Raw genomic sequence first — 12,670 nt, forward strand, 5'->3', positions numbered from 1 at the left:
GATTCTCTCGCCAGCGCTTCAAGCCTGCGCGCCGCAGGGGTAGGCTGGCGGCTGCACACCTTTGCCGGGAGAGCCCATGACCCGTCCCACCGATTCCCACGCCCGTCAGCAGCGCGATGCGGCCCTGCGCACGCTGGACGAGGCCATTGCCGACCATCTGGCCCAGGCCCAGCGCTCGGGGGAACTGCAGGGCGCCCCCAGCTACGGCAAGCCGCTGGCCGAGATGGCGGGCTGGGAGGAGACCCCGGTCGAGTTCCGGCTGCCGTTCAAGATCCTCAAGAACGCGGGCGTGTCGCCGCCCGAGATCGAGCTCTTCCACCGCCGGGCCGCGTTGCGCCAGGCGCTCGCCGCAGCCTCTTGCGACGAGGAGCGCGGGCGCTTGCAGCGGGAGCTGGGCGAGCTGGAACAGGCCCTGGCCCTGCGGCTGGAGGGCATGCGCGCGACGGGGCGGGTGTGATAGGCGGGGTGGCGGGCGGGGGCAGTGGAGGGCCCGCTCCGCGCAGGGTTTCCTGCGCTATGTCACACGCCGGAAACGGCGCCGGGTTTTAGAATTAGGGGTTTTCCCTATAAATACGGTGCCTCAGAGCACTGACAACACCATGCGCTCCGTTCTGACCGTACTGAAAAACCTGTTCCATACCACCCCGTCCTCGCAAGAGGACAGCCGCGCGGCCTACCTGGCCGAGTTCGCCGAACTGGGGAATGCCGAGCAACGCCGGCGTGAAATCGAGCATCGCCAGCGCACGCTGCTGATGCTGGCCCCCCAGCTGACCCCGTTCATCCGCTGAACGGCCCGATGCACGCCCCGCCCGTGGTGCATGCCGCCCGGGCGGGGCGTGTGCTTTTGGGGCCTCAGACCAGGGCCGCGATCCGGTTGCGGCCTTCCTGCTTGGCCCGGTAGAGCTGCTGGTCCACCGCCCGCAGGGCATCCTGCGGCTCGGCCCCGGGGCCGGGCGTGAGGGTGCCCACCCCGATGCTCACGGTGACCCGCTGCCCATGCGGGTTCTGCGCATGGGGCAGGGCCAGCTTTTCGATCAGGCGCAGGCAGCGCTCGGCCACGCGCTGCGCGCCGGCGGCGTCGGTCTCGGGCAGCACCAGCACGAACTCCTCGCCGCCGTAGCGGGCCACCAGGTCGCGCGGGCCCACCAGGGCCAGCCGCAGGGTCTGGGCAATTTCGGTCAGGCAGGTGTCACCCTGCAGGTGGCCGTACAGGTCGTTGTACTGCTTGAACAGGTCCACATCGACCAGCAGCAGGGACAGCGGCTGCTGGCTGTGGCGGGCGCTCTCCCACTCGCGAGCCAGGCTGGTGTCGAACTGGCGGCGGTTGGCAATGCCGGTCAGGCCATCCTTGAAGGACAGGGCTTCCAGCTCCTTCTGCAGGGCCAGCAGCTTTTCCTCGGTCTTCTTGCGTTCGCTGATGTCGAACATGAAGCCGACCAGCGATTCCACCTCGCCCTGGTCGTTGCGCACCACATGCACCACGTCGCGGATCCAGACATAGCCGTTGTCCTGGGTCAGCGCCCGGTAGTCGGCTTCGTGGTCCACCCCGGCCTGGGACTGGGCGATGCAGAAGTTCACCACGCGCTCGCGGTCCTCGGGGTGGATGCGGCTGGCCCAGTCGTTGGCCGACACCCAGCTGTCCTGGCGCCAGCCCAGCAGGGGCTCGATCTGCGGCCCGATGTAGCTGAAGCTCATCGTCGGCCAGTCGATCTTCCAGGGAATGGCCCGGGTGGATTCCAGCAGGGTCTTGTAAACGGCGCTGTCGTTCGGAAGGTCGCTGATCTCAGCCATCAAGGTGGTGCTCAGTTCTGCAAAAGCACACCTTATCGCATATCAAGATGACGCGCCGGATACCGGTGTCGTTGCCAGGGCCTGCAGCGCCGGCAGGCCCACGGGCGGTTCCGCCTGCCAGGGCACCGCGTGCAGCCGCCGGGCCAGGCCCGACGCCACCCGGCGCACCTGCAACTGCTCGCCGCTCAGGCGGGCCTGCAGCAGCGGGTTGCGGGTGCCGGTGGCCAGCAGCGAGCGGTTGAGCACCCAGGCCCAGGGCTCCACCCCAGCGCGGCGCAGGTCGTCCTGCAGGGCCGCGGCCTGGGACACGGGCGTCGTCTCCGGCAGCGTGACCAGGATCACCCGGGTGTAGGCCGGATCCTGCAGGCGCATCAGCGGGGTGACCACGTGCAGGGCCGGCTGGCCCTCGAACTCGCGGGTCATTTGCCGGTGGTAGGCGCCGGTGGCGTCCATCAGCAGCAGCGAGTGGCCGGTGGGGGCGGTGTCCAGCACCACGAAGGCGCTGCGCGCTTGCGCCACGGTGCGCGAGAAGGCGTGGAAGACGGCCACTTCCTCGGTGCAGGGCGAGGCCAAGTCCTCGCGCAGCAGGGCCAGCTCCTGTTCGTCCAGGCCGGGCGCGCGCGCGGCCATGATCTTCTCGATGTAGCGCGCCGTCTCGGCCTTGGGGTCGATGCGGCTGACGTCCAGGCCCGGCAGCGAGCCGACCAGCGTGTCGCCCAGGTGGTCGGCCGGGTCGGTGGTGCTCAGGTGCACCGCATGGCCGCGCTGCACCAGGCCCACGGCCAGGGCGGCGGCCAGGGTCGTCTTGCCCACGCCGCCCTTGCCCATCACCATGATCAGGCCGCGCCCGGCCTGGGCCAGCTGGTCCACCAGGGCGCCGAAGCTCTCGGCCTGGACATCGGCCGGCGCCGGGGGCAGGGCCGACAGGCTGGGGGGCGTGTCGCTCAGCAGCTGGCGCAGCGCGCCCACGCCCACCGTGTCGAAGGGCCGCAGCGGTACCTGCACCTGTGGCAGGGGCTGCAGCGCCGCGGGCAGATCGGCCAGCGCCGCGGCTTCCTGGCGGGCGATGGCGGCGGCCACCGCGTCGCTGGCCTGGGCGGCCGGGAAGACACCGTTGACGGCCAGGCGCTGCGCGTTCAGGCCCAGCGCGGCCAGTTCCTGGGCGCTGCGGCCGGCTTCGGCCAGGGCGCTGCGGTCGGCGCGGGCCACCAGCACCACGGTGGTCAGCGCGGGGTCGGTCAGCGTGGCCAGGGCGGCGTTGAAGCGGGACTCCTGCATCTTCAGTCCCGAGTGCGGGCCCAGGCAGGAGGCGCCCCGGTCGTTGTCCTGCAGGAAACCGCTCCAGGCCTGGGGCAGGCTGAGCAGGCGCAGGGTGTGGCCGGTGGGCGCGGTGTCGAACACCACATGGTCGAAGTCCTGCGCGCCACCGGCCAGCAGGCCGGAGAACTCGTCGAAGGACGCGATCTCTGTCGTGCAGGCGCCGGAGAGCTGCTCGCGCACCGTGTTGCGCTCCTCGGTCGAGGCCTCGGCCATCTGGGCCAGCACGCGCTGGCGGTACTGGTCGGCCGCCACCTGCGGGTCGATGTTCAGCACCGACAGGCCCGGCACCGTGGGCACGGCCACCGGCGCGTTGCGCAGCGGCACGCCCAGCATCTCGTCCAGGTTGGACGCCGCGTCGGTGCTGACCAGCAGCACCCGCTGGCCCTGGTCGGCCAGCTGGATGGCGGTGGCCGTGGACAGGGAGGTCTTGCCCACACCCCCCTTGCCAGTGAAGAACAGGTAGCGGGTGGGGTGGGGGACGAGGTTCATGTCGGTGTCAGCTCAGCCAGGCCTCGATCTTGTCACGGCTGGGCAGGCCGCCGGCATGCACCACCTTGCCGTCCAGCACCACCCCCGGGGTGGCCATGACGCCGTAGCCGATGATGGCCTGCATGTCCTGCACCTTTTCGATCGTCACCGGCACGCCCTTGTCCCGGGCCACCTGCTCGATCAGGGCGATGGTGTTGCGGCAGTTGGCACAGCCCGAGCCGAGAACCTTGATGTCTTTCATGTTCACTCCTGGTTGAAGAACGGGGTCGGTGCCGTCACAGCACCGCGTTGAAGACGTAGCCCACCAGCAGGATGCCGCCGGCCACCACGCCGGCGAAGGTGGCGATCAGGCACGGCTTGAGCGCCTTGCGCAGGATGATCATTTCCGGGGCCGAGAGGGCGATGACGCTCATCATGAAAGCCAGCACGGTGCCCAGCGCCGCACCCTTGCCCAGCAGGGCCTGCACGATGGGGATGATGCCGGCCGCGTTGGTGTACATGGGCACGCCCAGCAGCACCGCCGCCGGCACGCTCCACCAGGCCTCCCGCCCCATGATGGTGGCCATGAAGTCCTGCGGCACATAGCCGTGGATGCCCGCGCCCAGGGCGATGCCGGCCACCACATAGGGCCAGACCTTGCCGACGATCTCGCGCACGTGGGTGGCGCCGGCCTGCAGGCGTTGCAGCATGCTCTGCGGCTCGCCCGCCACCGTGGCCCCGCCCTGGCCGCTGGCCACGGCCTGCACCCAGTCTTCCAGGTGGCGTTCCATGCCCAGCCGGCCGATGACCCAGCCGGCCACGATGGCCACGCTCAGGCCCAGCCCCAGGTAGAGCGCCGCCACCTTCCAGCCGAACAGACCCAGCAGCATCACCAGCGCCACCTCGTTGACCATGGGCGCGGAGATCAGGAAGGAGAAGGTCACGCCCAGCGGCACGCCGGCCGAGAGGATGCCGATGAACAGCGGCACGGCCGAGCAGGAGCAGAAGGGGGTGACGATGCCCAGCAGGGCGGCCAGCACATTGCCGATGCCGGCACGGTGCCCGGCCAGCAGGGCGCGGGTGCGCTCGGGGGCGAACCAGGTCTGCACCACCCCCATGACGAACACCACGCCGACGAGCAGCAGCAGCACCTTGGGCGTGTCGAAGAAGAAGAAGTGCAGCGATTCACCCAGCGCCGTCTGGCGGCTCAGACCCGTCCATCCCAGCAGGGTGTCGGCGAAGGCGGTGAGGTGGGTGTAGGCCCACCACCAGGCCGGCAGCAGCACGGCCAGGCCAATCCACCAGCGTTTCAGGGGCGTCATCGTGTGTGTCCAGTGTCGTCTCCATCAGAAGACGCAGGACCGCCCCAAAAGATGCAGGGGCGCCGCCGCGGGCGACGCTCAGGGCTCCCGCGGCGTGAAGCAGCAGACGCCGCCCTGCGGATCCAGCACCACCTGGCAGGAGGCGACCAGCTGCGCGCGCAGCCGGCGCCGGGCCCGCTGCACGCGCGACTTGGCCCCCGCCAGGCTGATGCCCAGCTGCCGGGCATAGGCCTCCTGGCTCAGGCCCAGCAGGTCGCACTGGGTGATGGCGTCTCGGTCGGCGGCGCTGAGCTCGGCCAACACCCGGGGCAGGCAGGTGGCCAGGCTGTCCACGGCCGGGGCGGCGTCCGGCTCGGCCTCGGGCAGGCTGTCGTCCAGCACCACGGTGGGGCGCTGGCGGCGCCAGTGGTCGGACAAGGCGTTGCGGCTCACTTCGAACAGCCAGGCCCTGGCATTGGCCACGTCGCAAAAGCGGCGGCCCATGCGCAGGGCCTTGATGAAGATCTCCTGCAGCAGGTCGCGCGCCAGCGCCGGGTCGTCCAGCCGGCTGGCCAGCCAGGCCTGCAGCTCACGCTCGTGGGCGTGCCAGGCCTGCATCAGGCAGGGGCGGGCTTCGACCTCGCTCATGCGCAGCGCGCGCCTTGCTCGTACCAGCCCTTGCTCTGGTTCACCACCCGCACCACCAGCAGCATCACCGGCACCTCGATCAGCACGCCCACCACGGTGGCCAGGGCCGCGCCCGATTCAAAGCCGAACAGGCTGATGGCCGCGGCCACCGCCAGCTCGAAGAAGTTGCTGGCGCCGATCAGGGCCGAGGGGCAGGCCACGTTGTGGGCCTCGCCCACGCGGCGGTTGAGCCAGTAGGCCAGGGCCGAGTTGAAAAAGACCTGGATCAGGATGGGCACCGCCAGCATGGCGATGACCAGCGGCTGCTGCAGGATGGCCCGGCCCTGGAAGGCGAACAGCAGCACCAGGGTGGCCAGCAGCGCGGTGATGGACCAGGGGCCGATCCTGGCCAGGGCCGCGTCGAAGGCGGCTTGGCCGCGGCGCAGCAGTGCCTTGCGCCAGAGCTGGGCCAGGATGACCGGGATGACGATGTAGAGCACCACCGAGGTGAGCAGCGTGGCCCAGGGCACGGTGATGGACGACAGGCCCAGCAGCAGCGCCACGATGGGCGCGAAGGCGAACACCATGATGGTGTCGTTGAGCGCCACCTGGCTGAGCGTGAACAGCGGGTGGCCGTTCGTGAGCCGGCTCCAGACGAAGACCATGGCCGTGCAGGGCGCCGCGGCCAGCAGGATCAGGCCGGCGATGTAGCTGTCCAGCTGATCGGCCGGCAGCCAGGGTGCGAAGAGCTGGCGCACGAACAGCCAGCCCAGCAGCGCCATCGAGAAGGGCTTGACGGCCCAGTTCACGAACAGCGTGACGCCGATGCCGCGCCAATGGGCCTTGACCTGGTGCAGCGCGCCGAAGTCCACCTTCAGCAGCATCGGGATGATCATCACCCAGATCAGCAGGCCCACCGGCAGGTTGACCTGGGCGACCTCCATGCGGCCGATGGCCTGCACCGGGCCGGGCAGCAATTGACCCAGCGCGATGCCGGCCACGATGCACAGCGCGACCCAGACGCTGAGGTAGCGCTCGAAGACGCTCATGGGGGCGGGTGCGGCCGGGGTGGGCAGGGTGGTGGCGGTGTTCATCTTTGCTTCTTGCTCAGCTGCGGGCGATGTCCTGCAGGGCAGCCTGCAGGGCGGGGCGGTCCATCGTCTCCAGCGGCAGGGCCAGCAACTGCAGCATGCGGTAGCCGATGGCCTGGCGGGTCAGCTCGAAGGCGCGGCGCTTGTCGCTCACGCCTTCTTCGTTGGAGGGATCCGGGTAGCCCCAATGCACCTTCACCGGCTGGCCGTTGCCGCCGAAGAAAATCGGGCAGGTCTCGGCCGCGGCGCTGTCGCAGACGGTGATGACGATGGCCAGCGGCGGCACCTCCGGGCCGGTGAAGGCATCCCAGCTCTTGCTGTGGAAGCCCTCGGTGGCGATGCCGGCATGGGCCAGCGCCTCCAGCGCGAAGGGGTTGATGCGGCCGCTGGGGGCGGAGCCGGCGCTGTGCGCCTGGACATCCTTGCCCAGGCGGGCGGCCAGGTGGTTGAGCATGCCCTCGGCCAGCACGCTGCGGGCCGAGTTGTGGGTGCAGAGGATGAGGACGTGGGTGGTCATGGCGGGAAGGATCTCAGCGGGTGCCGATGTCCTTGATTTCTTTTTTGATGGCCAGGGCGTCCAGGCTGGCCAGCGGCAGGGACAGCATCAGGCGCAGCCGGCGCTGCAGGGTCACGAAGGTGTCCAGAAAGGCCCGGCGCTGGGTGTCGGCATCGCCCTGGACGGCGGCCGGGTCGGGCATGCCCCAGTGGGCGGTCATCGGCTGGCCGGGCCAGACGGGGCAGACCTCGCCGGCCGCCTGGTCGCAGACTGTGAACACGAAGTCCATCTGCGGCGCGTCGGGCTGGGCGAATTCCTCCCAGCGCTTGCTCCGAAAGCCATCCGTGGGGATGTGGTGCTCGGCCAGCACGGCCAGGGCCAGCGGGTGAACCACTCCTTTGGGGTGGCTGCCTGCCGACCAGGCACGGAAGCGGCCGCCGCCCATCTCGTTGAGCAGCCCCTCGGCAATGACCGAGCGCGCCGAGTTTCCGGTGCAGACGAACAGGACGTTGTAGACCTTGTCGCGCATGGTGAGCCTCAGCAGCAGCTGGAGTTGGACTTCACGGGGATGCCGATGGGCTTGCCGCGGCTGGGCGTGCAGCAGGCGGCAGCCTCCGGCTGAGCGGCAGCTTGTGGGGCCGGGGCAGCGCTGGGTGCGCAGCAGGCCGACGGCGAGGTCTCGGCCTGGCCGGCTTCCTTGAACACCGGGATGTTGCCCAGGGTGTGGAAGTGCTCCCAGGCGATGCCCTGCGGGTCGGTGACCCAGTGCTTTTCGCTGCGGGCGTAGCAGCAGGTGGTCTCGCCCTCGTCCAGCAGCGCCATGTCGGCGGCTTCGGCGCGGGCCTTCATCTCGGCCAGCTCGGCCGGGTCGTCCGTCTGGATGCCCAGGTGGTCGATGCCGGGCTGGCTGCCGCGGGTGGAGATGGCGAAGTTCACCGGCGGGTCCTGCAGCATCCACTTGGCGTAGTCGGCCTCCACACGGGCGGGCTCGGCGGCGAAGAGCTTGGAATAGAAGCCGATGCTCTGGCCCAGGTCATCGACGTGCAGGTGGACGTGAAAGCGCTTCATGGTCGTTCCTTCAGCAAGAGGAGGGTTCAGCAACACGCGGGGCCGCAACTCGACGCGGCCGTGGCGGGCACATCGCAAGGCTGCCCCTGGCAGCAATGCGCGGTGAGGTAGGCAAGCAGATCGTTCATCTGCGCCAGGTTGGGCTTGTAGAAGAGGTTGCGGCCCTCGCGGTCCACGTTCACCAGGCCGGCATGCACCAGGCCCTTGAGGTGGAACGACAGGGTGGAGGCCGGCAAGTCCAGCAGGGCGGACAGGGCGCCCGGCGTCATGCCGGTGGGGCCGGCCCCCACCAGGGCGCGGAACACCCGCAGGCGGGCTTCCTGGGCCAGGGCAGCCAGCGAGGCGACAGCGGTTTTCTCTTCCATGCTTCCATCATTATGGAATTGTTGGTCGCTGTCAAATGAAGATTTGAAGACAGCCCGAGCAGGGCCGACACGCCAAGGTCCCATCCGGGCCTCCATCGGCTTCGAGCGCTTCCCATTGCAGAATGGGCCGCACTCCCGCTGCTGGACACCTGAGGCGACAAGAGACTGGCGAGATGACTGATCGAACAACGAAGCCGGAGCCTGCTCCCTTGGCGATACTCGTGCGGCCCCGGGTCTACATCGGCAACGAGATCTCACTGGGGCCTGGCAAGATCGACCTGCTGCGATGGGTTGGCCAGACCAAGTCCATTTCGGCAGCGGGCCGGGAACTGGGCATTCCCTACAAGCGCGCCTGGCTCCTGATCAACACCCTCAATGCGGGGTTCGGTCAACCGGTGGTCCTCACCACCAAAGGGGGACGCGGCGGCGGCGGTGCTCAGCTGACGCCACTGGGCCAGGCGCTGATTGAGCGGTATCAGGCCCTTGAGGACCGGATCGTGGCGACCTCGGCCGCAGAGCTCGAAGCACTCAAAGCCTTGGCCGGCTGACGGTCCTGCTGCTGCAGGACCAATCCTTGCTGCACGCGGTTCGATATGTCGTCGAAAACATATCGGTGTCGCATTCTCAACAATCACGCCGCGGTCCAGGCCCACAGCTTCGGAGCAGAGATGACCTCAGTTTCCTCACCGTCACCAGATCCGGGATCCGGTCCCCAAACCGTCACGCCCACCGGAAGGAGATCGCTTCACGGCTTCGTGAGTGGCACGGCCATCGGGACGCTGGGGGGCTTGATCGGGCTGGGGGGCGCCGAGTTCAGGTTGCCCCTCCTGGTGGGGCTGTTTCGCTTGCCTACCCTGGAAGCCATCATTCTCAACAAGGCCATGAGCCTGGTGGTCGTGACGGCTGCGCTGCTGTTCCGCGCACAGGCCATTCCGTTCGGGCTGCTGTGGGATCACCTCGGCATCGCCGCCAATCTGCTGGCAGGCAGTCTCGTGGGCGCATGGTGGGCCGCTGGCCACGCCATGACCATGCCCAGGGCCTGGCTCAACAGGATCATCCTGGCGCTGCTGTGCGGCTTGTCCTTCCTGATCCTGGCGGAGGCCACCGTGGGCCTGCATCAGGTCGCCACGCCGCTGGTCCAGGCCGGCATGGCACGGACGGTGGCGGGCGTGGTGGCCGGCTTTGGCATTGGCGTGGTGGCCGCCGTCCTGGGGGTGGCCGGTGGGGAACTGCTGATCCCGACCATCGTGTTGCTCTTCGGCGCGGACATCAAGCTCGCGGGCAGTCTGTCCCTGGCGGTGAGCCTGCCCACCATGGTGGTGGGCTTCAGCCGCTACAGCCGCTCGGGCGCCTTCTCCGTGCTGAGGGCTGAGAGGCCCCTGCTCAGCTGGATGGCTGGCGGCTCGGTGCTGGGTGCCGCGTTGGGCGGCATGTTGTTGGGCAGCGTGCCCACCCGCTGGCTCATGCTGCTGCTGGGCGTGATCTTGCTGATCTCGGCGATCAAGACGTTTCGCCATCGGTGAGTGCCAGAGGGCACCGGCAGCCACGCAGACTTGCTCAAGCCATGGCCACCCGCACCGGCACCCGGCGCCGGCCGCGGCCGCTGGGGGCCTGGCGGGCAAAGCGCCCGGCCAGCGCGGTGGCGCAGTGCGGGCAGCGGCCCTCGGGCGTCAGTTCGTACTGCAGGATCTCGTGCCAGTCCCGCACGATCAGCGCTGCGCCGCAGCCGCTGCAGAAGGTGGTGCCACCCTCCGGGTCGTGCACATTGCCGGTGTAGACGTGGTGCAGGCCGTGGTCGCGCGCAATGCGCCGGGCGCGCTGCAGCGTGGCCGTGGGCGTGCCGGCAATGTCGCTGAGCTTGTAGTCCGGGTGGAAGGCGCTGAAGTGCAGCGGCACGTCCGGCCCCAGCTCGCGGGCCACCCAGCCGCTCAGGGCCTGCAGCTCGGCGTCGCTGTCGTTCAGGCCGGGGATCAGCAGCGTGGTCAGCTCCAGCCAGCAGTCGGTCTCGTGATGCACATAGGCCAGCGTCTCCAGCACCGGGGCCAGGTGGGCGCCGGTCTGCTGGAAGTAGAAGTTCTCGGTGAAGGCCTTGAGGTCGATGTTGGCCGCGTCCATCTTGGCGAAGAACTCCCGCCGCGGCTCGGCGTGGATGTAGCCGGCCGTCACCGCCACCGTCTTCACGCCCAGGGCGTGGCAGGCGTCGGCGGTGTCCATCGCGTACTCGGCAAAGATCACCGGGTCGTTGTAGGTGAAGGCCACGCTGGCGCAGCCGGTGTCGTGCGCCACCTGGGCGATCTGCGCCGGGCTGGCCTGGTCCATCAGCCGGTCCATCTCGCGGCTCTTGGAGATGTCCCAGTTCTGGCAGAACTTGCAGGCCAGGTTGCAGCCCGCCGTGCCAAAGCTGAACACGCTGCTGCCCGGCAGAAAGTGGTTGAGCGGCTTCTTCTCGATCGGGTCGATGCAGAAGCCCGAGCTGCGGCCGTAGGTGCTCAGCACCATCGCGTCGCCCACGCGCTGGCGCACAAAGCACAGGCCGCGCTGGCCTGCATGCAGCTTGCAGTCGCGCGGGCACAGGTCGCACTGCATGCGGCCGTCATCCAGCAGGTGCCACCAACGGGCGGGGTGGTCGGTGCTCATCGTGTGGCCTCCTGTTCTTCAAACGCCTGCTTCAAAGGCCTGTACCTGGTAGCGGGCCAGCGTCAGGTCGTCGGCCCAGAAGTCCTCCGGCAGGCCGGCCTTGCGCTTCAGGGCGCTCAGAAAGTCGATGGGCTCGGGCAACTGCTGCCACACCTGCGGCAGGAAGGTGGCGCGCCGGCCCCGCCAGGCCAGGATCAGGCCGTCCACCCCCGGCTGCAGGCGGGCGCAGGCATCGGCCTCGTCCCGCACCGGGAAGGGCACCGGCGGGCTCAGCACCGACACCTCCACCGACAGGCCCGGCCATTCGGCCGCGGTGAGCGGCGCAAAGCGCGGGTCTTCAAAAGCCGCCTGGAAGGCGTTGTGCCGCACGTCCTCGTCCAGCGAGCGGTGGCCCGCCTCCAGCCGGCCGATGCAGCCGCGCAGCTGCCCCTGGTGCTGCAGCGTGACGAAGGTGGCGCCCGGCGCTGCCAGCGCGGGGCAGGGCGGCTCGGGCTGCAGCGGCAGGCCCAGTGCCGCGGCAATGCTGTTTCGCGCCCGGGCCAGCAGGGCCAGGCCCAGGCCGGCGTCTGCAGGGTCTTCAGCCTTCCTCGCCTTTTCCGGCGGCAACGGGGCCGGCGCGTCGAAGCTGAAGGCCGCGTAGCCCACCACGCGCTCGCGGTCCCCGGCCGTGTCGCCGGAATTGCGCAGGTCCAGCAGATGCGGCCGCAGCCCGTGGCGGCGGGCGCAGAGCATGGCGCCGTTGAGCGGCATGGCGCCGCAGGCATCGTGCGGGTCCAGGTTGCTGCGCTCTTCCAGCACCTGGGCCACCGTGCGGGCGTCCATCACCCGGGCCTGCGCATAAGGCAGGTAGTGCGACAGGTCGGAGCTGATGACGATCAGCGTGTCGTCCCCGCCCCACACCCTCTCCAGCACCTGGGCCACGGCCTCGGGCGCGGCGTCGCCCACCGCCAGCGGCACCAGGCTGAAGTCGTCCAGCACCAGCTGCAGAAAGGGCAGCTGCACCTCCAGCGCATGTTCCTGCGCGTGCACGCGGTCGTTGCGGCTGACCTGGGGCAGGGCGTCCAGCGTGGCCAGGGCCGCGTCGTCCAGCGGCACCGGGCCCAGCGGCGTGTCGAACACCGCCACCGTGGGCGCGGCCAGGCCCTGCACCGCCACCCGGTGGGTGGGCCCCAGCAGCACCACGCGGTGGATCTGATCCCGCCAGGGCCGCAGCCGGGCGTAGGCGTGCGCGGCAATGGGGCCCGAGTACACCGTGCCCGCATGCGGCACCACCAGCAGCTTGGGCGGGCGCGAGCCCGGCGGCGTGGCCGGCACCGCGTCCAGATAGCCCTGCAGCTCGGCCCGCAGCAGGGCCGGCGCCGCCGGGTAGAAACGGCCGGCGACGGCGGCAGGGCGGTGGGCGGTGACGGGCATGGCAGACCTCCTGGCGGATCTGCCTGCAAGATGATCCTATCGGCGGTGAAATTCAAGCCCGCCCGTCAGGAACGGGGCGCAAAAGAGCAACCG

At 69.7% G+C, this 12,670-nt stretch carries 16 protein-coding genes; 4 read left to right on the forward strand and 12 right to left on the reverse strand.

Translation table 11 applies throughout. The features are described 5' to 3' along the window. Positions 1 to 76 precede the first annotated feature (76 nt). Entirely contained in the window at positions 77 to 457 is a 381-nt protein-coding gene (locus tag LRM40_RS21530) for a DnaJ family domain-containing protein (RefSeq protein ID WP_151123297.1), read from the forward strand. Between the two features lie 142 nt (positions 458 to 599). After that, positions 600 to 788, forward strand: a complete 189-nt coding sequence (locus LRM40_RS20145; RefSeq protein ID WP_151123298.1) for a hypothetical protein — start codon at positions 600 to 602, stop codon at positions 786 to 788. A gap of 64 nt (positions 789 to 852) precedes the next feature. Here LRM40_RS20145 and LRM40_RS20150 read toward each other — a convergent pair whose 3' ends face one another. From LRM40_RS20150 to LRM40_RS20195, 10 genes are all read right to left on the reverse strand, one after another. Next, complete coding sequence (locus LRM40_RS20150; protein WP_151123355.1) at positions 853 to 1,791, reverse strand: sensor domain-containing diguanylate cyclase; 939 nt, start codon at positions 1,789 to 1,791, stop codon at positions 853 to 855. A 42-nt stretch (positions 1,792 to 1,833) separates the two neighbouring features. After that, positions 1,834 to 3,600: an arsenical pump-driving ATPase gene (gene arsA, locus LRM40_RS20155; RefSeq protein ID WP_151123299.1), complete on the reverse strand. Its 1,767-nt coding sequence runs from the start codon at positions 3,598 to 3,600 to the stop codon at positions 1,834 to 1,836. 7 nt (positions 3,601 to 3,607) lie between these two features. Then, on the reverse strand, positions 3,608 to 3,841 hold the full coding sequence (locus LRM40_RS20160; protein WP_151123300.1) for a thioredoxin family protein: 234 nt from the start codon (positions 3,839 to 3,841) through the stop codon (positions 3,608 to 3,610). Between the two features lie 34 nt (positions 3,842 to 3,875). Beyond that, on the reverse strand, positions 3,876 to 4,901 hold the full coding sequence (locus LRM40_RS20165) for a permease (RefSeq protein ID WP_151123301.1): 1,026 nt from the start codon (positions 4,899 to 4,901) through the stop codon (positions 3,876 to 3,878). A 78-nt stretch (positions 4,902 to 4,979) separates the two neighbouring features. After that, a complete protein-coding gene (locus tag LRM40_RS20170; RefSeq protein ID WP_231067873.1) occupies positions 4,980 to 5,528 on the reverse strand; it encodes a sigma-70 family RNA polymerase sigma factor in 549 nt (182 codons plus the stop codon). After that, positions 5,525 to 6,601 carry an ACR3 family arsenite efflux transporter gene (gene arsB / locus LRM40_RS20175; protein ID WP_151123302.1) on the reverse strand — a complete coding sequence of 359 codons (1,077 nt, stop codon included), beginning with the start codon at positions 6,599 to 6,601 and terminating at the stop codon, positions 5,525 to 5,527. Before arsB ends, LRM40_RS20170 begins: the two co-directional genes overlap by 4 nt. Before the next feature lie 13 nt (positions 6,602 to 6,614). Then, complete coding sequence (locus tag LRM40_RS20180) at positions 6,615 to 7,115, reverse strand: arsenate reductase ArsC (protein WP_151123303.1); 501 nt, start codon at positions 7,113 to 7,115, stop codon at positions 6,615 to 6,617. Between the two features lie 13 nt (positions 7,116 to 7,128). Next, positions 7,129 to 7,623: an arsenate reductase ArsC gene (locus tag LRM40_RS20185; RefSeq protein WP_151123304.1), complete on the reverse strand. Its 495-nt coding sequence runs from the start codon at positions 7,621 to 7,623 to the stop codon at positions 7,129 to 7,131. Between the two features lie 8 nt (positions 7,624 to 7,631). Then, positions 7,632 to 8,162 carry an ArsI/CadI family heavy metal resistance metalloenzyme gene (locus LRM40_RS20190; protein ID WP_151123305.1) on the reverse strand — a complete coding sequence of 177 codons (531 nt, stop codon included), beginning with the start codon at positions 8,160 to 8,162 and terminating at the stop codon, positions 7,632 to 7,634. Between the two features lie 26 nt (positions 8,163 to 8,188). Continuing rightward, complete coding sequence (locus LRM40_RS20195; RefSeq protein ID WP_151123306.1) at positions 8,189 to 8,527, reverse strand: ArsR/SmtB family transcription factor; 339 nt, start codon at positions 8,525 to 8,527, stop codon at positions 8,189 to 8,191. Positions 8,528 to 8,736: 209 nt separating this feature from the next. Between LRM40_RS20195 and LRM40_RS20200 the strand changes: the two genes are divergently transcribed. Both LRM40_RS20200 and LRM40_RS20205 read left to right on the forward strand, forming a co-directional pair. After that, positions 8,737 to 9,075 carry a winged helix-turn-helix domain-containing protein gene (locus tag LRM40_RS20200; RefSeq protein ID WP_310739997.1) on the forward strand — a complete coding sequence of 113 codons (339 nt, stop codon included), beginning with the start codon at positions 8,737 to 8,739 and terminating at the stop codon, positions 9,073 to 9,075. Positions 9,076 to 9,195: 120 nt separating this feature from the next. Next, positions 9,196 to 10,050: a sulfite exporter TauE/SafE family protein gene (locus LRM40_RS20205; RefSeq protein WP_151123308.1), complete on the forward strand. Its 855-nt coding sequence runs from the start codon at positions 9,196 to 9,198 to the stop codon at positions 10,048 to 10,050. A 34-nt stretch (positions 10,051 to 10,084) separates the two neighbouring features. Here LRM40_RS20205 and amrS read toward each other — a convergent pair whose 3' ends face one another. Next, positions 10,085 to 11,164, reverse strand: a complete 1,080-nt coding sequence (gene amrS, locus LRM40_RS20210) for an AmmeMemoRadiSam system radical SAM enzyme (RefSeq protein WP_151123309.1) — start codon at positions 11,162 to 11,164, stop codon at positions 10,085 to 10,087. An 18-nt stretch (positions 11,165 to 11,182) separates the two neighbouring features. Beyond that, positions 11,183 to 12,577 (reverse strand): AmmeMemoRadiSam system protein B, encoded by a 1,395-nt coding sequence (gene amrB, locus LRM40_RS20215; RefSeq protein ID WP_151123310.1) that lies wholly within the window; start codon positions 12,575 to 12,577, stop codon positions 11,183 to 11,185. Positions 12,578 to 12,670 lie beyond the last annotated feature (93 nt).

It is taken from the genome of Ideonella dechloratans (assembly GCF_021049305.1).
Classification (GTDB): domain Bacteria; phylum Pseudomonadota; class Gammaproteobacteria; order Burkholderiales; family Burkholderiaceae_C; genus Ideonella; species Ideonella dechloratans.

What these genes read in the sequence shown, in the direction of transcription:
- LRM40_RS21530 (WP_151123297.1), top strand. Translation starts at nt 77, where the DNA reads ATGACCCGTCCCACCGATTCCCACGCCCGTCAGCAGCGCGATGCGGCC.
- LRM40_RS20145 (WP_151123298.1), top strand. Translation starts at nt 600, where the DNA reads ATGCGCTCCGTTCTGACCGTACTGAAAAACCTGTTCCATACCACCCCG.
- LRM40_RS20150 (WP_151123355.1), bottom strand. Translation starts at nt 1,791, where the DNA reads ATGGCTGAGATCAGCGACCTTCCGAACGACAGCGCCGTTTACAAGACC.
- arsA (WP_151123299.1), bottom strand. Translation starts at nt 3,600, where the DNA reads ATGAACCTCGTCCCCCACCCCACCCGCTACCTGTTCTTCACTGGCAAG.
- LRM40_RS20160 (WP_151123300.1), bottom strand. Translation starts at nt 3,841, where the DNA reads ATGAAAGACATCAAGGTTCTCGGCTCGGGCTGTGCCAACTGCCGCAAC.
- LRM40_RS20165 (WP_151123301.1), bottom strand. Translation starts at nt 4,901, where the DNA reads ATGACGCCCCTGAAACGCTGGTGGATTGGCCTGGCCGTGCTGCTGCCG.
- LRM40_RS20170 (WP_231067873.1), bottom strand. Translation starts at nt 5,528, where the DNA reads ATGAGCGAGGTCGAAGCCCGCCCCTGCCTGATGCAGGCCTGGCACGCC.
- arsB (WP_151123302.1), bottom strand. Translation starts at nt 6,601, where the DNA reads ATGAACACCGCCACCACCCTGCCCACCCCGGCCGCACCCGCCCCCATG.
- LRM40_RS20180 (WP_151123303.1), bottom strand. Translation starts at nt 7,115, where the DNA reads ATGACCACCCACGTCCTCATCCTCTGCACCCACAACTCGGCCCGCAGC.
- LRM40_RS20185 (WP_151123304.1), bottom strand. Translation starts at nt 7,623, where the DNA reads ATGCGCGACAAGGTCTACAACGTCCTGTTCGTCTGCACCGGAAACTCG.
- LRM40_RS20190 (WP_151123305.1), bottom strand. Translation starts at nt 8,162, where the DNA reads ATGAAGCGCTTTCACGTCCACCTGCACGTCGATGACCTGGGCCAGAGC.
- LRM40_RS20195 (WP_151123306.1), bottom strand. Translation starts at nt 8,527, where the DNA reads ATGGAAGAGAAAACCGCTGTCGCCTCGCTGGCTGCCCTGGCCCAGGAA.
- LRM40_RS20205 (WP_151123308.1), top strand. Translation starts at nt 9,196, where the DNA reads ATGACCTCAGTTTCCTCACCGTCACCAGATCCGGGATCCGGTCCCCAA.
- amrS (WP_151123309.1), bottom strand. Translation starts at nt 11,164, where the DNA reads ATGAGCACCGACCACCCCGCCCGTTGGTGGCACCTGCTGGATGACGGC.
- amrB (WP_151123310.1), bottom strand. Translation starts at nt 12,577, where the DNA reads ATGCCCGTCACCGCCCACCGCCCTGCCGCCGTCGCCGGCCGTTTCTAC.